Genomic DNA, 20,307 nt, shown 5'->3' with positions numbered 1-20,307 from the left:
GCACACGGCGTACAACCATGAACGCTCAACACGCGTGTTTCGTTCGCCCGGCGCTGGGTGCGATTTGCGTGAGCGCACTCGCAATGGTGGCCGGATGCGGCGGAAACTCCTGCATCGGCCTAGGCAGTTGCGGTGGCTCGACCGTGACACCCAACGTCACCCTCTCCGGCACGGCCGCCACCGGTACGGCGATCGCCAGCGCGACGGTCGACATTAGCTGCTTGCAGGGCTCGGCGGCCGCCCTCTCAGACGGAGGCGGGCACTACACGGTCGCGTTCAATGGCACGCCGCCCTGCATCCTGACCGTGACCTCTGGCGGCTTGAGCCTGCATTCGCTGGCATTTGCCGGCGGCACTTTCAATACGACGCCAGAGACCGAGTTAATGGTTGTCTACATGGCATCACAGCTCGGCACGAACGAGAACGGCTTGATAGCGGGCTTCCCGACCAACGCACAGTACCAGCAGGCGTTGGCAAACCAGGCCGACGTGCAGGCTGCGCAATCCGCAGTCGTCACGAATCTGCAGCAGCACTACGCGCTCACGCTGGCGGTACCGGCGTTTCTAACGACATCCTTCACGGTTGGCCAGCCAGGTGTCGACAGCGATCTGGTTGCCCTGGCGGCAGCGGGAGCGATCGACACCAATGGCATGCCCGACCCGGCCGCCGTTTCGCTGCTGTCCGCGGCTGGCCTCGCCCATCCGCTTACGGCAAGTTCCGCGCCTTCCTCTGGCACCGGCGGTACTGGCAGCGGCAGTGGAACGATGTGACGGACCGGTCATCTGTAACGCGCTTATCGGCGGTTCGGTGCCGGCCATTTATGGTGAATGAGCATGGATCCGTGCATTTATTTCAATAATTGCAGGCGCGGTTAGGTCAGAATCCACTCGAGAATGATCGAGCACTGGCGTTTGGTCTGCACCTTCTTTCGGGAACGCGTAATGATGGGCAAATTCGAAAAGACGCTTGACGCGGTCGCGACGCTGGTCAGCGACACGACCACGAATATCTCGCAGGCCGCGGCAACAGCACTTGTCATGCAGGAGTTCGTCGACCTGACCCTCCCAAAGCTGACGCAAGCGCAGTGCGCGGAGATTCACGTACAACTGCGGCAGGTCCTGGAAGACAGGATGTCGCTCATGGACCACATGACACTGCCGGCCAACTATCACTCCGTGTTTCTCGACAAGGCGAGCGACGTGCTTCGTCGACTAGAACGAAACATTGGGCTGGGCTATTAGCTTGTGGGACGAACCTGCTGCATATCGCGGCCTGACGGCATTTTCAGTCGACCTCTTTTTCGGCTCCGTCAGCTTCGCGTGCAGACGATGATGAATGGAGCGATGAGGAAAAAATCGTTGTGGCAGATAGATATGAGCACTGCGCGGGGGACAGGAAATGAATAGTCGCCCGCATCGAGCAGCAGGCAGTTCACCGGCTAACCCGGCAGATAACGAGCCAATCCGCGGCGCGAATACCGGCTACGCATCCCGTGACCATTCCGTGATCTGGATAACCGGTCAGCATCCCCTCGCGTGCATTGCGATAGCAGGCGCGTTGGATGGGCTGTTGCGCCGTCGCCATTACCCCAGCGTCATTCTCCCCGAAGCTCGCCTGGGGGGACGATACGAGCCGGCGTTCACGCTGGCAAAGATGCGTGACAACGAGTTGCGTCTGGCGCTTACGGCGGATCTGTTTCACCGCGCCGGCTACGTCGTTACGGTATGTACAGGGTTTCGTCCGGCCGGCTGGTCGACGGTCGCGCACGGGGTTCTCGAAACGATGCCTTTTGAAGTCACGCTGGGGGAAGCGAAACGGGTATCGGCCCGCCTATCCGATCAGGCGCCGGCCGCCGGTCCGGACTGCGCGCTTGCGCCCAAGCTCAGCCTCCATTTCGATGGCGACGCCCTTGGCGCGGCTTCGATCGCCGCCATCATCGCTGCGAAGTCGGGGCTCGCGCGGGGGCTGTAACCCCAGGAAGCCGATGTGCTCTCCAGGCCCGAGCCTGCCCCTCCGTCTATGCAACGATGGCCCCGATCGTCAAACCGGTCGGCTGCAACAATCCCGAGCATGATCCGCTCAGAAGACGTAGGGATGGGATACCCAACGTGATTGCCCACATTATCGACAGACTGCAACCTCCATTTATGGTGAACGCGCATAGAACCGCGCATTTATTTCAATAATTGAATTCGTAGTTAGGTCAAAATTGATCTCAAAGGAGTGGACATCCTATGCGACCATGCGATCCTCCAGCTTGCAGATCCGTTGGCCGGAAGGTGGCATGAGGAAGACTCTTCTGCAATATGTTCGCGTTGTTGGCGTCTCGCCTGCCAATGGGCGTATCGCGCTCATTCTGTCGGCAGTCACGCCCGGCAACGCTAACCTCGGGAGACGGAATCTGCTCGCGTTTGACTTATCTACGGACGAGGCGCATGAACTCATTTCGACTCTAAATCTCGCATTGCTGGCAATTGAAAAGCCGCGTTCAGAATCGGTTCGACGACTCACACCCCGCTTAACACTTCACGGAAGCATGCCGAAATCGGGTCCGCGGCGGTGGATCCGATTCGGCGGTGGAGCAAACCGGCGGTCGCTGAATCGTGGTGGGATGTGATTGCTGACGATCTCTACGCGCGATAACCGGAGTCGTAGCGATTTGAGCTCTGGCGCTCCTCCGGAAATTTTCTTTGCCAGAAAAGATGCGCAAGCCGCATGAGAGGAATGTGTGCGTGCGATGCGCGTTGCGAATGCCGTTCATTTTCCTTTCACATCTGCGCGTCGGCTGATGCGTGCTCTGGACGCGGCTATTTGCCCGCGCAGTTACCCTGATGAATTCCATTACGTCCGCAGCTACCGCCGGGTAGCTTCTCCGCGGGTCCGCAACAGTCTTGTGCGGCACAGGCTTCGGCCGCGAGAGAAGCCCTTCCCTGCGGCCTTGTCGCGCCACCTCTCTGTCAGTGCTTCGAGGCCAGCGTGTAGATCTATCGTTGTGCGTCGGCTAGACGTTAGATGAAATATTCAGTAACATATTGCAACTTTAACCATGCTTCGTAGTACTACGGGATCTGTCAAACCCATGTAAGGAGCTGCGCACTTGCTGATGCCGGCTGGACGAAAGCCTCGCTTGCACGGGAGATTGGCCGAACTTCAATAACAAGCAGGGACAAAAGCGGGGATACAAACGGCGAAGTGCCTACGGGGATGTCTCTATTAGTTCGTAATGCGATGTAATCATGTAATTAAAACCGCTATTACGGAGTCGACACCCCAGTCCACTTGAGCTGGAAGGCGAGACGGTATCACCAGAAGATTTCCTGTACGCACGACGGAGTCGAATCCTTCCTCGTCCGCGACAGGAATTGTCATCGAGCCAAAACCGCCGTGACAAGTTCGACCGCTGCCAGTCCAGTATTTGAGCCGGCGGCCTCGGTGTTTGGCCATACCAAAAATACTAAATTGATCGGGGTCAATGATGTCGTTTTTTGATTTTTGTCACTTGCTGTCCAGATCCATTCCCGGACGAGGTCCCCGAGACCTCTTCCGGCAGGGCCGCGTACTGACGTACGCACTGCTCCATCCTTTTGCAGCCCGCATCTGGTTGAACGCATTGACGACGAACTCGCTGCTGGCCGACATGGCTGTTCGCAACCGACGCTTTCTCGAACGTCCCTTTCATCGATTCGCCGAGGCGAATATGCCCGCCCACGTGCGGGCAGGACTGCTATGCGCACATTTCCAGGTCGTGAGGGAGCTTCTTGGCGACGATCTCGTGCACAGTCTCTACCTGAAATCGAACGATGTGACGCTGGCATTGAACGGAAACTATGCGCTTGTTATAAGCGAGCCAGTGCGCTGCTGGAGAGAAGGATTGCTTACCGTTGCGTGGCGCGACGTGGTCGCGCAGGTCGATCTAGCGTGGGCGACGGTCAGTTTTGATAAAAATGCCGAATCAGGCAAACGAAGTGCGCTGATCGGCGGCCTGCAAGGTCCGGCAGGCACCGATCGCGAGCGCGTGCGCGAGGCGACGCGCGCATGCCATGGCTTGCGACCGAAGGCCGCGGTGATGGAGGCTGTCGTCGCGCTCGGCAGGATGGCAAGGATCGACACGCTGACCGGCGTGACCAGGAAAGCGCATGTTTCCGCACCAACGGCGGTTCAAATTCACGCTGATTATGATGGCTTCTGGCGGGAAGTAGGCGGTATTGAGGCTGGTGATCGATTTGCTTTGCCACTTCGCCTGACACACCGGGATATCAGCGAAGTTCCGTCACACCGACGCGCTGCATTCCGCAGGCGGCAGATGCTAATCGCGGATTTGCTGGCACAGATCACCCGGACAGTCGAACCGGGCCTGACTGAAGATGCGATGCCATCTCATCCGATCCACTCGGATGCCGGCAACGATCTAGCGGACCTCTGCGCCCCCCTGTCAACTGTAAGTTGCTAAGCCGGGTTTTACACCAGCCTGAGCGCGGAGCGTCCGCGCCCAACAGCTATGCCAATTTGGTGAAACGTTTGCTTAGCGTGTCAAGGCTGCCGGGTTAGGCTCAACGGGAAACCCGCACTTGCCAACTTTCCAATAGCAACATCACGACGTTGTATGTCGGAGGCATCTATAGATGACGCGTAGCGCGTAGCGCTTTGCGCAAGGTCTGACACCATCTGAAGCCACGGCCGCAAGGCTCGGACAATGGCGTCACGAGCGAAGAAAGAGACAGAGGCATCGGCGCATTTTCATCCCAGACTCTGAAAAAAATACGGAAGGTCGTCAGTCCAGAGCCGAATGATACGGACCCTCTCCAACTCGGAAAAAAGATGAACATCTCACTACGCCATCTTCGCGCGTTTGTCACAATCGCCAATGAGGGAAGTTTCACAGGCGCGGCGGATTCGCTGTGTGTGACTCAATCCACTCTCACGAAGACAATTCATGAACTGGAAAGCAGCACTGGTCTTTCATTATTCAACCGTAATACACGCAAGGTCTTTCTCTCGACACACGGAGCCACTTTCCTTCCAGTCGCACAGAGAATCATAAACGACTTTAACAGGTCGATCGAACAATTGCGACAACAGTCAATTGGACGAGCCGGCACAATAGCGATTGCGAGCGGCATGGCTTTTGCCTCAACCGTGCTCCCGTGTGTCATTCAGACAATGACGCAACGCCACCCTACGATTAACGCGACTGTCATTGACGATACATGTCACGGGATAATCAACCGAATTGCGAATGGGCACGTAGATGTCGGTGTGGGCTCGTATGTTGGCAACGCGACAAACATCGTCAGCATTCAAAAGCTGCTTACGGCCAGGCTAGGCGTAGTTTTCCCGCCAGGATATCGCAACATACCGATGGTGGTATCCCTCGACAAGATTCCCAACTTCCCTGTCATATGCGATATGGAAGAGTCGAGTATCGAGATTGCCTTGAAAAAATATAGTCCAGAAATATGGATGAAACTGGACAGAAGGGTCACCGTAACCAGCCTCGATGCCCAGTTATCGATGGTCAGGCATGGCATCGGAGTTTGCATTATCTCGGCGTTGGCAGCCTCCCATCCTTCCGTTAGAGATCTTCCGTTTCGATTCTTCGATACGCCTGGTCTACAGCGAGATGTGTATATATTCCGCTCCAGGATGGCGCCAACTTCGGCAACCACAACGACATTCATTTCCATACTGGAAGAATGTTTGAGGGAAACGCATTTTATTGAAGGTGTCACACTGCATGTCTAGTTTTGTGCCGCAAAAACCGGAGCCCGCTCCGCAGCTTGCTCAAGCGTGTGGCACGTCGTGTTGCGGAGCTTCCGAACAGCGACCAACTCGGGCGATTGCGAATGTGTGCGTCAGACGGCTGCAACGGGATGTTCCTTACCACCACTGCTGTATTGAAGCGCGCTGGGGAGGCGACTGGAGCTTGGGGTGGTTTGAACCGGTGCGCGGAGGTCAAGCACGGAGTCACCGCAGTTCCCCACCTGCCCGCCAGCGGTGGCCATGTTTGTTTCTGTAAAAGTTTCATTTTCGGCGCTCGGATATTGTGCTTTCCAAGCTGCCTGTTGGGTCGCTTCGTCAGGCTCTCTTCAGCAAGCCAGAAAGCCCCGGGCCCAGTTCTCCGGTGTCTCCCCGGGGCTTTCTGGCTTGCTGGATTGCAATCGCGCTAGTCGATCGATGCGCCGGCGAGCGGTATCGACGCTGCAATTGCCGCAGCAATGACCACCGTTGCAGCCGGTGCTCACTCGTGACCCGAAATGAGAACGACAACGGACCACCGATTAGAGCGCGCAGCCGGCTCAGGCCCGTTTGGCAAGGAAGTCTCTATGAGCAGTGACTTCCTCAGCAATCAGCGCACGTATCAAGTCGTCGTCGGGGTATTCGAGGATTAATCGCGGAAGTTCTCTGGCAACCTTTTCGCGGGCGATGACCCACACCCCGTGGGCGGCTCCCACCTCGTCACTTGTATCCATCGTCTGTCCCCGGCGATTAGTAGTGTTCTTCTGGCTATCTGGCTGACGTCGCTTGTCGTGCCAATTTTATGAGTGAAATCCGGAGGGAGTTAATCACAGAGCCGAGGCAAAAGCGCTTCCAAAACCTAGAGGCAGTGTTCAGTACATTCGCGACTGACTTTGGTACCCACCACCAACGCAGAGACACAGATGTCCTCGCGGACAACGGCACGCTCTGGCTGAATACCGGCGACCGCTGCGCTGAATCGTGGGGATCGAGCGCTTCTTCGACCATCGCGGTGTCGATATCGCGCACTCAACGATCTACAGGATGCCAACGTAAGAAGAAGATATTGGAAGGCCGGGGAAGCCTTATGTGGCGGAAGGCAGCCGGAGTCGAACCGACCCGGGAGCGGCTGACGCCCCCAACCAGGTTTGAAGCCTGGCCGTACCACCGGATACGAATGCCTTCCTTCGTCGAACCCAACCGCAACCGCGACTGCAGCCTCAAACACACATCGATGTGCCTACAACCATTCGCGCATTCGGCTATCGTGCCGTAGCAGATGCGTGTCGCGCTGAAAGCGAGTATATCCAACGCGATCGAAGTACTCCAGAATCTGGATCGCCCGTTTGCGGCCCAATGCCGTGGCGTCGCGAAACGCCGCGGCGTTGACGGCGCCGTCCTGCTCCGCCGCAATCTGCGCCACGGCGCGAGCGAGCGTCTGCACCACGTCCCGATCGTAAAAGAGATCGCGCACGACCTGATACACCCTGCCCAGGCGCGCGAGCTTGCGCAGCAACGCACGCACCCTCTCTTCCGGCTGGCCCGTCTCGCGCGCGAGATCCCGCACCCACGGCGGATCGAAACGCCCTTGCGCAACGAGCGGCATGAGGCGCGCCGCGAGCGCTTCGTCGTCCGCGTCGAGCGTCACGGCATGCGAAGGCAAATGCAGCCACGGGCCGCTGCGCGCCACGCGCCCCTCGCGTTCGAGCGCTTCAATCGCGGCGCGCCACACCGCATCGCTCACAAGCGGCGCCGCCATGCGCCGCAAACGCGCTGCGTCCGGCCCCTGCTCGTCGGGCGAGCGCGCATGAAACTCGCCGAGCGCTTCGACAATGCGCCCGGTGAGCTTCGTCCAGTGCGCGTGTGCGATCAACGCGCCTTCGTCGTCGCGCCCTTGTGGTGCGATGGAAATCGCATCGGCGGGCAATGCCAGCGCGGCATCGTCGTATCCGGTCAACCGTACCAACGTCGTGCGCGCAATGCCGCGCGGGGCTTCGTCGATCAGCGGCGCAAGGTTCGCTTCGTCGAGCCACGTGCGCATCGCGTCGAGCCATGCGCGCCGTTCGGCCGTCCTGCGCCGCCGCGGCGGGCCGAACGGATCGAGCACGCGGCCGCCGCCTATGGTGCGGTTTGCCTGCGCGTTGCGAACGATAAACCGGTCTCCCGGCATCGCGTGCAACGGCGCGTCGAAAACGAGCTGCACGCGGGCGGCCGCGCCCGGTCCGAGCGTTTCGCCTTCGAGCAACGCGACGTTGACAACACGATGCGTCGTGCCCAGGTGCACATGAAGCGGCGACCAGTGCTGCAACGTGATGTCCGCGTCGCCGAGCAGCTGCAGTTCGACGTCGAGGCGCATGGCAGGCTCGGCCAGCCGAGCATCGACGATCCAGTCACCGCGCGCAATCTGCCCCTTGTCGATGCCCGCGAGATTCAGCGCGCAACGCTGGCCAGCATGTCCCGCGTTGCCAGCCGGTACCGCGCGATTCTGCGCGTGCAGGCCACGCACGCGCACGGACGTGCCGGCGGGTGCGAGCACGAGCGCGTCGCCGGCTTGTACGCGCCCGGAGAACACCGTGCCCGTCACCACCGTTCCTTGGCCCGTCAGCGTAAAGACGCGATCCACCGCGAGGCGAAACAGGCCGTCGTCTCGTCGCGCGCGCCATGTACTCGCGCGCTCGCGCAACCAGGCGTCGAGGCGCGCCACGCCTTCGTCATGCGGCTGCGTGGCGTTCGTCTCGAAGATCGGCGCGTCCGCAAACATCGTCTCAGCGAGCCAGGCGGCAATTTCAGCCCGCACGGCATCGAGCCGCGCCACATCCACGCGATCGGCCTTGGTCAGCGCGATGGCGCCTTGCTGCACACCTAACAGCTGCAGAATGGCGAGATGCTCGCGCGTTTGCGGCATCACGCCGTCGTCGGCAGCGATCACGAGCAACGCGAAGTCGATGCCGCACGCACCCGCCGCCATCGTATGCACGAGCTTTTCGTGCCCAGGCACGTCGATGAAGCCAAGCACGTCGCCATTGGCGAGCGGCAGGTATGCGTAACCGAGTTCGATCGAAATGCCGCGCGCCTTCTCTTCTTTCAGGCGGTCGGTGTCTACGCCGGTCAAGGCACGGACCAGCGTGGTCTTGCCGTGGTCGATATGCCCCGCCGTGCCGACGATCACAGGCGCAGCTCCGCGAGTTGCGCGACGAACGCCGTTTCGGCCCAGGATTCGAGGCAGCGCAGGTCGAGGCGTACAGCGTCATCGGCAATGCGGCCGATCACGGGCTGCGGCAGCTCGCGCAACGCGCGTTCGAGCTTGAGCAGCGCGCGGCCGCTGCCGCCTTTGCCTGCGTAGCGCACGACGAGCCCGCTGCTCGGCAGCACGTCCACAGGCAATGCGCCGCTGCCGATCTGGCTGAACATCGGCTCGACACTCGCGGCATACGCATCGCCAACCGCACGCTGCAACGCGGGCAGCGCGCGCTGCGCAGCCTCCTGCATTTGCGTGGCGGGGCGTGTGAGAAGGCGCAGCGTAGTCAGCCGCTCCTGCAGGAATTCAGGCGCCTGATAGAGCCTCAAAACCGGTTCGAGCGCCGCGAGCGTGAGCTTGCCCACGCGCAACGCGCGCTTGAGCGGGTGCTTCTTGATCTTCGCAATGAGTTCCTTGCGTCCGACGATCAGCCCCGCCTGCGGGCCGCCGAGCAGTTTGTCGCCGCTGAAGGTCACGAGGTCCGCGCCCGCTTCAACGGTCGCGCGCACGGTGGGCTCGGCGGGCAAACCCCACTGCGCGAGATCGACGAGCGTGCCGCTGCCCAGATCGACCGCTACCGGCAGGCCATGCTGACGCGCCAGCGGCGCGAGTTCGTCGAGTTCGACACTCTTCGTAAAGCCGCTGATCGCATAGTTGCTGCAATGCACCTTCATCAGCAGCGCCGTGCGCGCGTTGATCGCCGCTTCGTAGTCCTTGAGATGGGTCCGGTTCGTCGTGCCGATCTCGCGCAGCCGTGCGCCCGCGCGGCTCATGATGTCGGGAATGCGAAACGCCCCGCCAATCTCGACCAGTTCGCCGCGCGAAACGACGACCTCCTTGCGATTCGCGAGCGCGCTCAACAGCAGCAGCACCGCCGCCGCGTTGTTGTTGACGACTGTCGCGGCCTCGGCGCCCGTCAGTTCGCAGATCAGCGAGTCGATCAGATCGTCGCGGTCGCCGCGCTTGCCGCTCGCGAGATCGAATTCGAGGTTCGCGGGTTGTGTGAGCGCCTGTACGACGGCTTCTACGGCCGCGTCGGGGAGCAGCGCTCGGCCGAGATTCGTGTGGAGCACCGTGCCCGTGAGATTGAAGACGGGCCGCAAGCGGCTTTGCGTGCGTTCGGCTAACCGTCGCACGGTGTCCGCAATCACGCGTTCTAGCGAAAACGGTTCGGTGTCCTTGTCTTCATTCGCCAGTACGCCGGCTCGCGCATCACGACGCCAGGCGTCCTGCGTGGCGCGTATCGCGTCCAGCACCTGGGTGCGTCCGTATTGCGCGATCAGCGGCTGCGCCTCCTCCGAGGCAATGACCCGCTCGACCGCCGGCATGGTTGCGAGCAGCGCGCCCAGGGTGCGCGCATCGTGTTCCGCTGCTTGTCCCACGGTTTCGCTCATGGTGTGCGCGACTCCTTTACCGGTCGCCTGGCACGTCGGGCCATAGCAGCGGATTCGGGCTCGCGCGCCGGTAACCCGCGTCGCTCATCAGCAGATCGAGCGTGAGACTCGCGAGGTCGTCGGCGAGCGGCTCGAAGTCGAGATCCTTCTCCTGATAGCCGATCTTGCGGTAAGTCTGGCACTCGTCGCACGATTCGGCCTTGAGTGCCGCATTGCCGCCTTCGATGCCGTGATACGCAATGCCCTTGGTCGAATCGCAGTTCGTGCACTTCACGCGCACCACATGCGCCTCGGTGCCGCACAGACCGCATTGCACATACCGATAGCCCTGATACGCGCCGCCAATGCGCACGATGCTGGCAACGGGCGGCGACCCGCACACGGGGCATACGCCCGGCGCGTCGACATACGGAATGTCCCGCTCGTCGATGCGGCTCGCGAGGTCGGTCCACACCACCTGCAGCGCGGCCATGATGAACGGCGCGGTGGCGGGCGCGACTTCGGCGTAGCGCTGCGCGAGAACCGCGTCGGCCTGGGCGTCGAGTTGCGCTTCATCCATGGCGCGCAGTTCAGCGAGCACGTTCGCGAGCGCAGGCGCAACGGCGCCCGCGGCTTCGACATGATCCGCGAGACGCAATAGCACCGCGCGCCATTGCGGATCACGCTCGCCCGAAAGCGCCGGCAGTATCGGCATGCAATGATGCTGCGCGTTCGCAATGGCTTCGCGCGAAGGCATGGAAGCGCTGCAATGTTCGAGCGCCTCCTGCTGCGCGTCGACGAGCGCCGCCATTAATCGCACGTAGCCGCCAATGGGATTGTGGTCCGCGAGATGCCGCAGGCGCACGGCGCGCGTGCTGAAAAAGGCAAAGCGCTCGGGCAGACGGATGCGCGGAATAGCCGACGGATCGAGCGATTCGATTTGCTGCGGGTCGAGAATGCGTTGCGTCACGACGGGTCTGCTCCAGAACGGCTTCACCAAGAAAAAACCGCCGTGCCCTCGCGGGCGCCGGCGGTTTGCCGCTTGCGCCGCCCCCTGCCTTGACGGCAGGCGGCGCGCAGCCTGTGCGTTACTTGATGCTCTCGCGGAACCAGCGCGGATGATGCTTTCTCGCCCAGCCCCAGGTGACGTAACCGCGCGTCATGGCGCCGATCGATCCTTTCACCCACAGCGCGGCGTAAATATGAACGATGATGCCGCATATCAGCACGAACGCCGCGATCGCATGCACCACCGACGAGAGCCGGATCATCTCGATCGGGAAATAGAACGAGAAATACCGCCGCCAGATCACGATGCCGCTCAAGAGCAACAGCACGAGGCAAACCACCATCGTGAAGAATAACAGCTTCTGTCCCGCATTGTAGCGGCCGATTTCCGGCAGCCTGTCTTCGCGGTTGTTGAGCACGTCGCCCATCTGCTTCATCCACTGGATGTCGTCTTTGTCCAGATAGTTGTGATGCCAGAAACGCAGCGCAAGAATCAGGAACGAAACGAACATCACGACGCCGATGAACGGATGCAGAATGCGGGTCCACTGACCGCCGCCGAGCACCGCGTAAAGCCACGACATGGCCGGATGAAACATCGCGAGTCCCGAGAGCGCGAGCAGAATGAAGCAGATCGCGGTGATCCAGTGGTTGCTGCGCTCGTTGGGCGTGTAGCGCTCGATCAGTTGCGGTTCATCGTCTTTCATCGTTGCGCTCCTCGGGTGGTTCGCCACGGATGCGCCGCGCCTCGTCGCGCGCGGCGGCTTCGTCTTCCGCCGTCAGTTCGTTCGGGCCAATGCGCGTGTAATGGAAGAAGCCGGCCAGCGCCGTGAGCGCCATGATGCCGAGTGCGACCGGCTTGGCGATGCCCTTCCACAGGCGCACCATCGGGCTGATGCGCGGATTGTCGGGCAGGCCGTGATAGAGCGAGGGCTGGTCCGCGTGGTGCAGCACGTACATCACGTGCGTGCCGCCCACGCCTTGCGGATCGTAGAGCCCCGCGTTTTCGAAACCGCGCTCCTTGAGGTCGACAATGCGCTCGGCCGCATGCTGCTTCATGTCTTCCTTGGTGCCGAACACGATCGCCCCGGTCGGGCAGGTCTTCACGCAGGCCGGCTCCTGCCCCACGGCCACGCGGTCCGAACAGAGCGTGCATTTGTAGACACGGTGTTCGGTCTTCGAAAGGCGCGGAATGTTGAACGGACAGCCCGTGATGCAATAGCCGCAGCCGATGCAGTTTTCCTCGTGGAAATCGACGATGCCGTTCGTGTACTGCACGATCGCACCCGGCGACGGACACGCCTTCAAACAACCGGGATCGTCGCAATGCATGCAGCCGTCCTTGCGGATCAGCCATTCGAGGTTGCCGTTCGGGTTCTCGTACTCCGCGAAACGCATCACGGTCCACGAGTGTTCGGTGAGATCGTGCGGATTGTCGTAGACGCCGGTATTGATGCCGACCTCGTCGCGCAGGTCGTTCCACTCCATGCACGCGGTCTGGCACGCTTTGCAGCCGATGCACTTGGTCACGTCGATGAGCTTCGCGACCGTGCCCGTGACCGGCTCGCGCACGCCCGGCGGGGGCGTGGTGGTGGCCGAAAGGCGTCTGACGTCGAGTGATTGAAATGCCATGGTTCGCGCCCCCTATGCCTTTTCGACCTTCACGAGGAACGACTTGAACTCGGGCGTCTGCGAATTGCCGTCGCCCACGGGAGGCGTGAGCGTATTCGTCAGATAACCCGGTTTCGTGAGCCCCTTGAAGCCCCAGTGCAGCGGCACGCCAACGGTATGCACGGTCTTGCCCTCGATGGTGAGCGGCTTGATGCGCTTGGTCACCACGGCCACCGCGATCAGGTAGCCGCGATTGCTCGACACCTTCACGCTGTCGCCGGCCACCACGCCCACCTCCTTCGCCAGTGCCTCGCCGATCTCGACGAACTGCTGCGGCTGGATGATCGCGTTCAACCGCGCATGCTTGGTCCAGAAGTGGAAGTGCTCGGTGAGCCGGTACGTGGTCGCCACATGCGGGAACTGCTGCACGGTCCCGAACGTCTTGCGGTCGTCGGGGAACACGCGCGCCGCCGGATTGTTCGTGGCGAGCGGGTTGTTCGGATGGAACGGGTTATAGCCGAGCGGATTTTCGAATGGTTCGTAGTGCTCGGGGAACGGCCCTTCGTTCATGCCGTCGCGAGCGAAGAAGCGCGCCACGCCCTCGGGGTTCATGATGAACGGCCCCATGCCCTGATCGGGCGCTTCGTCGACCTTGTAGTCGGGTATGTCCGCGCCCGTCCACGCGCTGCCGTTCCAGCCGATCAGCTTGCGGGTGGGATCGAAGGGCTTGCCCGCCGTATCGCACGAGGCGCGGTTGTAGAGCACGCGCCGGTTCACCGGCCACGCCCAGGCCCAGTTCAGCGTCTGGCCGATGCCGGTTGGGTCCGAATTGTCGCGCCGGCCCATCTGGTTGCCCGCCTGGGTCCACGCGCCGCAGAAGATCCAGCAGCCACTCGACGTCGTGCCGTCGTCCTTCAATTGTGCGAAGCCCGCGAGTTGCTCGCCCTTCTTCACGAGCACCTTGGTGGGATCCTTTGCATCGGTCTGGTCGGTGAGCGCCCGGCCGTTGTACTCCTTCGCAAGTTCCTCCGGCGTGGGGCTGGCGGGATCCGAATACGGCCAGTCGAGCTTGACGATCGGATCGGGCAGCTTGCCGCCGTCCTTCTGGTACGCCGCGCGGATGCGCAGGAACAGGCCCGACATGATTTCGAGGTCGCTCCGCGCCTCGCCCGGCGGCTCCGCGCCTTTCCAGTGCCACTGAAGTACGCGGCTCGAACTCACGAGCGAGCCGTTTTCCTCCGCGAAGCACGTGGTGGGCAAACGAAACACTTCGGTCTGGATCGAAGCCGAATCGACGTCGTTATAGTCGCCATACTTCTTCCAGAACTCGGAAGTCTCGATGGCGAGCGGGTCCATGATCACGAGCCACTTGAGCTTGCTGAGCGCCGAAAGGGTCTTGGCCTTGTCGGGCGCCGACGCCATGACGTTGAAGCCCTGGCAGATATAGCCGTTGACCTTGCCCTGATTCATCAGCTCAATCGTTTGCAGCAGGTCGTAAGGCTTGTCGAGCTTCGGCAGCCAGTCGTAGCCCCAGTTGTTGTCCTTCGTGGCCGCATCGCCCCACCATGACTTCATGAAGCTCACGAAGAACGCGCCGTAGTGCTGCCAGTAGCTCAACTGGTTCGGCCGCAACGGCTGCTGCGCGCGCTTCTTGATGTAGTCGTCGTAGTCCTGTTCGGCCTCGAACGGCAGCGTCATGTAGCCCGGCAGCAGGTTCGACATGAGCCCGAGGTCCGTGAGCCCCTGGATGTTCGAATGCCCGCGCAGCGCATTCATGCCGCCGCCCGCAATGCCGATGTTGCCAAGCAGCAGTTGCACCATCGCACCGGTGCGGATCATCTGCGAGCCGACCGAGTGATGGGTCCACCCGAGGGCGTACAGGATCGTGCCCGCGCGGCCCGGCTCAGCCGTGCTCGCGAGCATTTCGCACACCTTGAGGAATTTATCCTTTGGCGTGCCGCACACCTTCTCGACCATGTCGGCCGTGTAGCGCGAATAATGTTGCTTGAGCAACTGGTAGACGCAGCGCGGGTTCTGCAGGGTGTCGTCGGTCTTCACGAAACCGTCGTCGCCGATCTCGTAGTTCCACGACGACTTGTCCGGGTACGAATGTTTCTGCGGATCGTAGCCCGAGAAAATGCCGTCGTTGAACGCGAAATCGTCGCGCACGATGAACGTGAAGTCCGTGTAGTTCTTCACGTACTCATGCTGGATCTTGTCGTTCGTGAGCAAATAGTTGATCACGGCGCCAAGGAACGCGATGTCCGTGCCGGTGCGGATCGGCGCGTAGAAGTCCGCGACCGATGCCGTGCGGTTGAAACGCGGGTCCACCACGATGAGCCGCGCCTTGCGGTGCGCCTTCGCCTCCGTGACCCACTTGAAGCCGCACGGGTGCGCCTCGGCCGCATTGCCGCCCATCACCAGAATCACGTCCGCATTGCGTATGTCGACCCAATGGTTCGTCATCGCTCCACGGCCAAACGTCGGGGCAAGACCTGCCACCGTCGGGCCGTGTCAGACACGCGCCTGGTTGTCGAATGCGAGCAGGCCCATGCTGCGGGCCACTTTATGCGTGAGATAGCCGACCTCGTTGCTGCCCGCCGATGCGGCCAGCATACCGGTGGTCAGCCAGCGGTTCACGGTCTTGCCGTCCGCCGTTTTCTCGACGAAGTTCGCGTCGCGATCTTCCTTCAACAGCTTCGCAATGCGGTCGAGCGCCTCGTCCCACGAAATACGTTTCCACTCGTTCGAACCCGCCGCTCGATACTCGGGGTACTTCAGGCGGCTCTCGCTGTGGATGAAGTCGATGAGGCTCGCGCCCTTCGGGCACAGCGTGCCGCGATTGACGGGGTGATCCGGATCGCCTTCGATGTGGATGATGCTCGCCGTCGCGTTCTTCGCGCCATCGCCGAGACCGTACATGAGGATCCCGCAACCGACCGAGCAGTACGGGCAGGTATTGCGGGTTTCAGTAGTGCGCGCCAGTTTGTATTGTCGGACCTCGGCAAGCGCGTTGTCGGGCGCGAAACCCATCAGCGCGAGGCTGGAACCCGCCAGCGACGTTGCCGTGACCTTGAGGAACTGACGCCGGGACATCTGCAACATGATGCGTCCTCGGCTTGGTTGTTGGTTTTTTCAGTATAAGACGTTTTGGGCGACGGATCGCGCTGGATGTTCGCGAGCTTTGCACGCGTACAGCGCGAGGTCGCCCGGGAACCACGCTTGCTAATATTGGATGGCGAATGAGCCAGGTTTGTGACGCAACGAACCACGGAAGAACCACTGCGGGGCGCGCCATCATGTCAACGCTTTCCACCGAACGACTGCAGTCTGCCGCGCGCAAGGAAGCGTCGTGGGTGGTGGGCGCCCTGCGCCAGTTCATCGCCAACCGCTGCCCGTCGCTTGCGGCGAGCATTGCGTTCTACTCGGCGTTTTCGCTCGCGCCCACGCTCGTGATGGTGATTGCCGTGGCCGGGTGGTTCTTCGGCGACGACGCCGCGCGCGGCGAGCTTTTCCGCCAGGTCCACAACGTGCTCGGCGACGACGCGGCCGCTGGCATCACCACCATCGTGCAAAACGCGCACCGCGCGGGCGGCAAGGGCGGTGTCGCGGCGATCATCTCGCTCGCCTTGCTCGTGATCGGCGCGTCCGCAACCTTCTCCTCGCTGAATACGGCACTGAACATCGTCTGGCCGCCGGACGGGCAGCGTCCCTCCAGCGTGTTCGCGCTCGTGCGCGTGCGCCTCATTTCATTCAGCCTCGTGCTGGGCGTCGCGTTCCTGCTGATCGTCTCGCTCGTGCTCGACACGGCCATCACCTTCGTCGGCCAGTGGCTCTGGGGCAATTCTCCTTATGTGATCATCGGCAACCTGATGCAACTCGGCGTGGGCCTCGTGGTGCTGGCCGTCGCGTTCGGCGCCCTGCTGCGCTTCCTGCCCGACGCCGACGTGCGCTGGCGCGACGCGATGGTGGGCGGGATTGTCGCTGCGGTCCTGTTCTCGGCGGGCAAGAAGCTGTTTGCGCTCTATCTCGCGCACGCGGGCATGGCAACGGCCTTCGGCGCCGCCGGGTCGCTCGCGGTGCTGCTCATGTGGCTCTATTTTTCGGCCGCCGTGCTCCTGCTCGGCGCCGAATTCTCGGCGGCGCGCGGGCGCATGCACGACCCGCGCGGCGCATGGGGTTTCCTTGAGGAAACACCGCCAGGCAGCCGCGCCAAGCTGGCCTCGGTGCTCGCCGCCTCGACTATCGTCGCGCGGCACGATACGAAGCCAGCGGACCGGTCTGCCGCCGCCCCGGCACCGCGTGCCGTGCCGATCGGAAACGGCAGTCCTGCGGCCACCGCACTGCCCGCGGCCCTGGCGGCGGCCGTTACGGCAGACAAATCGACACTATCGGAAACTCCGCTCGGCGCTGTGGGCCGCGCGAGTGCCCATGGCGGAGCGTTCGGGAGGGTGAAATCGGGGCTGCAGATCCGCCGATCGGTTGTGCGCATGGAGGACAGCGCCACCTACGCGGCCGCGCTCACGCTGGTCCAGGCGGGCCGCACCGTGGCTGCCGCCGACCGCTATGTGAAGCGCCATCCGTGGGGTTCGGTGCTGTTCGTCGCGAGCGCCGCGCTTGCCATGACGGCCGCCGGCAGGCGCCGCCACCCCCACGAAAATGGGCCAATCGAGGCCGCTACCAAAGGTCGCGGCAAGTCTGAAAAATAACGAACGTTTACGGAACTTTTATCAAAAACAACAATAATGCTCGGTCAACAATCCAATATTTCTAAAATCGACATAATCGACGGAGCCCCCGTCTGACAAGGGATTCTGGCCGGTGTCAGGTTTTCGCGACAAACTTTATTTTTTCAGTTCAGGTCGCCTGACCTGCTGCGTTATTCTCCAACGCGCAACAACTACACAATTTCTGCGTGGAGAAAACAGAATGAAACGAGTCGCTCTCTCGACCCTCTCGCTGGCCCTCCTGGCCGCAGCTGGCACCGCGCACGCTCAAAGCAGCGTGACCCTGTATGGTGTGATCGACGAATCGATCCAGTGGGCCAACAATGTCGGTACCACCGCCGGCAACAAGAACCAGTTTGCCCTCTTCGGCGGCAACATTTCGGGTAACCGTTTCGGCCTGAAGGGTACGGAAGATCTGGGCGGCGGCCTGAAGGCGATTTTCCAATTGGAAAACGGCTTTGACATCAACACCGGCAAGCTCGGTCAAGGTGGCCTGATGTTCGGCCGTCAAGCCTTTGTCGGCCTGACGCACGATCAGTACGGTACGATCACGCTCGGCCGCCAGTACGACCCGCTGGTCGACATGGTTCAGCCGCTCACGGGCGACAACTACTTCGGCAGCACGTTCGCAACGCCGGGCGACGTCGACAACAACGACAACAGCTCGCGCACGAACAGCGGCATCAAGTACGTTTCGCCGGTTCTGCAAGGCTTCCAGTTCGAAGGCATGTACGCGCTGGGCGGCGTGGCTGGCGCGACGGGCTCGGGTCAGAGCTGGGGCGCGGCTGCTACGTACGGCGTCGGTTCGTTCAACGTTGCCGCCGGCTACTTCCGCATGGACAACGCTTCGTCGCTCGCTTCGCGTACGACGACCAGCGACGGCGTGAGCACGGTGGGCTGGGCTTCGGGCGCAACCTCGGGCGCCATGTTCGACAGCCAGATCAACAACGCCTACGCTTCGGCCAAGTCGGTTGGCACGGCTGCAATCGCTGCGCAATACGTCGCAGGCCCGTTCACGTTCGGCGCACGTTACAGCAACGTTCAACTCCGTGCTGACGGCTACTCGGACTTCCAGTCGACGCAACGTTACAACGTCGCTGCTGGCTTCTTCGGCTACCAGCTGAACCCGGCCCTGCTGCTCGGCCTCGGCTACACCTGGACGCACGGCTCTGGCGACACGTCGAACACGTACAACCAGATTTCGCTCGGCGCGGACTACAACCTGTCGAAGCGCACCGACCTGTACGCTGTTGCAGCATGGCAGCACGCCAACGGCACGCAGCGCAACGCGGGCAACAGCGAAACGCCGAGCACCACCTCGACGGCTGGCGCATCGATCGGCTCGTACGGCTACAACTCGGATTCGAGCTCGCAGACCCTGGTCAGCCTCGGCATCCGCCACAAGTTCTAAGCAACGCTTTAGTCCGGGCTTCGGCCCGGCGCCGGAACTGGCTGACGAGCCCTTCCGGCGAAGCGAGCGAGACCACGCAGCTAAAAATTACACGCTGCACAAACCAGCCTCGGGCGCAAGCCCTGGCTGGTTTTTTTATGGCCGCGGGGTTTTAGAGGCCATCCTCAAAGGCGGTTCGTTCAAGGCCGTGTGTAGTCACGGCATTACGCTGCTGTTTACGGCCGTTTACACGGCTGAAGGGCTTAGCGCAGCCGCACCAGCGCGGCTGCAGCATGCCGCACGAATGCGTCGCCCAACGCCGTCGGCGCGCGTTGTGTGCCGCGCACGACATGGAGCGCACTCGACAGCGCCGGCGTAAAGCGCTTCACGCTCACCCGCGCACTCGCATGCTGGGCCGTCAGCGCGTCGACGAGCGCGATGCCCATCCCCGCTTCCACCATCGCCACGACGGATTGCGCGAGCGCCGCTTCGACGCCAGGCTCGCGCGCCACCCCGCATTCGGCAAAGAGCCGGTCGATGGAGAGGCGCGCCGCGCTCGCCGTGGCAAACGAAATGAAGCGTTCGCCCGCGCAGTCCTGCGCATCGATCACGCGCTTGCGCGCAAGGCGGTGCCCACGCGGCACGATGCAGCGCAGCGGCCATTCGCCGAGTGCCTCGAGACGCGCGCCAGGATGCACGACGGCTTGCGCGACGAACCCGAGATCGCAGCGTTGCGCCGCCACGCGCTCGGCAATCTCGCCAGCGTCTGCGGTCATCAGTTCGAGATCGACACCCTCGTGCTCGCTCGCGAACGCAGCGGCCACGCGCGGCAGAAAGTCGGCGCAAAGATCCGCCGAAGCGGCGACACGCACGACGCCGCGCCGTTGCGCGCGAATCTGCGCGGCGACCTGGGCGACGCGCTCGAAGCCGAAGAACGCGCGCTCGACCTCGTCTTGCAGCGTGTGCGCCTCGACGGTGGGCAGCAAGCGTCCCTGGCGTCGCTCGAAAAGCGCGAACCCCATCTTCGCTTCGAAGTCGGCAAGCAGACGGCTCGCCGCAGGCTGCGAAATGCCAAGCGCCTGCGCCGCGCGAGTGACGGTGCGCCACTGCATCAATGCGCGAAACGCTTCCACCTGGCGCAAACTGAGATCGGCTGTCGGCATAATGCGGTGTTATGGAGATTCGAATATTTGGATGTAAGGCATCGCCATCATACGAACCAGA

The 20,307-nt window shown here is 62.1% G+C and carries 14 protein-coding genes and 1 tRNA gene; 7 read left to right on the top strand and 8 right to left on the bottom strand.

The window, feature by feature from the left end; translation table 11 throughout:
• Window positions 1-17: 17 nt before the first annotated feature.
• The 5 genes from FAZ97_RS16645 to FAZ97_RS16625 all read left to right on the top strand — a co-directional run bounded on the left by FAZ97_RS16645 (window position 18) and on the right by FAZ97_RS16625 (window position 5,742).
• The gene (locus FAZ97_RS16645) at window positions 18-770 is read left to right on the top strand and encodes a hypothetical protein (RefSeq protein ID WP_158759557.1); all 753 of its coding nucleotides are present in this window, start codon (window positions 18-20) and stop codon (window positions 768-770) included.
• A gap of 123 nt (window positions 771-893) precedes the next feature.
• The gene (locus FAZ97_RS16640; protein ID WP_158759556.1) at window positions 894-1,241 is read left to right on the top strand and encodes a hypothetical protein; all 348 of its coding nucleotides are present in this window, start codon (window positions 894-896) and stop codon (window positions 1,239-1,241) included.
• A gap of 157 nt (window positions 1,242-1,398) precedes the next feature.
• Window positions 1,399-1,971, top strand: a complete 573-nt coding sequence (locus FAZ97_RS16635; protein ID WP_158759555.1) for a hypothetical protein — start codon at window positions 1,399-1,401, stop codon at window positions 1,969-1,971.
• Window positions 1,972-3,472: 1,501 nt separating this feature from the next.
• A complete protein-coding gene (locus FAZ97_RS16630; RefSeq protein ID WP_158759554.1) occupies window positions 3,473-4,450 on the top strand; it encodes a DUF535 family protein in 978 nt (325 codons plus the stop codon).
• Between the two features lie 368 nt (window positions 4,451-4,818).
• On the top strand, window positions 4,819-5,742 hold the full coding sequence (locus FAZ97_RS16625) for a LysR family transcriptional regulator (RefSeq protein WP_158759553.1): 924 nt from the start codon (window positions 4,819-4,821) through the stop codon (window positions 5,740-5,742).
• A gap of 1,084 nt (window positions 5,743-6,826) precedes the next feature.
• On the opposite strand, the gene FAZ97_RS16620 is transcribed toward FAZ97_RS16625, so the two are convergent.
• From FAZ97_RS16620 to fdnG, 7 genes are all read right to left on the bottom strand, one after another.
• A tRNA-Sec gene (locus FAZ97_RS16620) sits at window positions 6,827-6,922 on the bottom strand.
• A gap of 54 nt (window positions 6,923-6,976) precedes the next feature.
• Window positions 6,977-8,905 carry a selenocysteine-specific translation elongation factor gene (gene selB / locus FAZ97_RS16615; RefSeq protein ID WP_158759552.1) on the bottom strand — a complete coding sequence of 643 codons (1,929 nt, stop codon included), beginning with the start codon at window positions 8,903-8,905 and terminating at the stop codon, window positions 6,977-6,979.
• A complete protein-coding gene (gene selA, locus FAZ97_RS16610) occupies window positions 8,902-10,368 on the bottom strand; it encodes an L-seryl-tRNA(Sec) selenium transferase (protein WP_158759551.1) in 1,467 nt (488 codons plus the stop codon). The genes selB and selA overlap by 4 nt, the downstream gene beginning before the upstream one ends.
• A 16-nt stretch (window positions 10,369-10,384) precedes the next feature.
• Window positions 10,385-11,317 (bottom strand): formate dehydrogenase accessory protein FdhE, encoded by a 933-nt coding sequence (gene fdhE, locus FAZ97_RS16605; protein WP_158759550.1) that lies wholly within the window; start codon window positions 11,315-11,317, stop codon window positions 10,385-10,387.
• A 118-nt stretch (window positions 11,318-11,435) separates the two neighbouring features.
• Entirely contained in the window at window positions 11,436-12,062 is a 627-nt protein-coding gene (locus tag FAZ97_RS16600; protein ID WP_158759549.1) for a formate dehydrogenase subunit gamma, read from the bottom strand.
• Complete coding sequence (gene fdxH / locus FAZ97_RS16595) at window positions 12,049-12,987, bottom strand: formate dehydrogenase subunit beta (protein WP_158759548.1); 939 nt, start codon at window positions 12,985-12,987, stop codon at window positions 12,049-12,051. Before fdxH ends, FAZ97_RS16600 begins: the two co-directional genes overlap by 14 nt.
• A 12-nt stretch (window positions 12,988-12,999) precedes the next feature.
• Complete coding sequence (gene fdnG, locus FAZ97_RS16590; protein WP_158759547.1) at window positions 13,000-16,071, bottom strand: formate dehydrogenase-N subunit alpha; 3,072 nt, start codon at window positions 16,069-16,071, stop codon at window positions 13,000-13,002.
• 194 nt (window positions 16,072-16,265) lie between these two features.
• Here fdnG and FAZ97_RS16585 point away from each other — a divergent pair, with 194 nt between their 5' ends.
• Window positions 16,266-17,675 carry a YihY/virulence factor BrkB family protein gene (locus FAZ97_RS16585; RefSeq protein WP_158759546.1) on the top strand — a complete coding sequence of 470 codons (1,410 nt, stop codon included), beginning with the start codon at window positions 16,266-16,268 and terminating at the stop codon, window positions 17,673-17,675.
• Window positions 17,676-17,895: 220 nt separating this feature from the next.
• Entirely contained in the window at window positions 17,896-19,104 is a 1,209-nt protein-coding gene (locus FAZ97_RS16580; protein ID WP_158759545.1) for a porin, read from the top strand.
• Between the two features lie 242 nt (window positions 19,105-19,346).
• Here FAZ97_RS16580 and FAZ97_RS16575 read toward each other — a convergent pair whose 3' ends face one another.
• Window positions 19,347-20,246, bottom strand: coding sequence for a LysR substrate-binding domain-containing protein (locus tag FAZ97_RS16575; protein ID WP_158759544.1), 900 nt, complete (start codon window positions 20,244-20,246; stop codon window positions 19,347-19,349).
• Between the last annotated feature and the right edge of the window lie 61 nt (window positions 20,247-20,307).

The organism is Paraburkholderia acidiphila, from assembly GCF_009789655.1.
Taxonomy (GTDB): Bacteria; Pseudomonadota; Gammaproteobacteria; order Burkholderiales; family Burkholderiaceae; genus Paraburkholderia; species Paraburkholderia acidiphila.
Note: the sequence above shows the minus strand (reverse complement) of the source record. Positions and strands in the feature narration are given on the sequence as shown.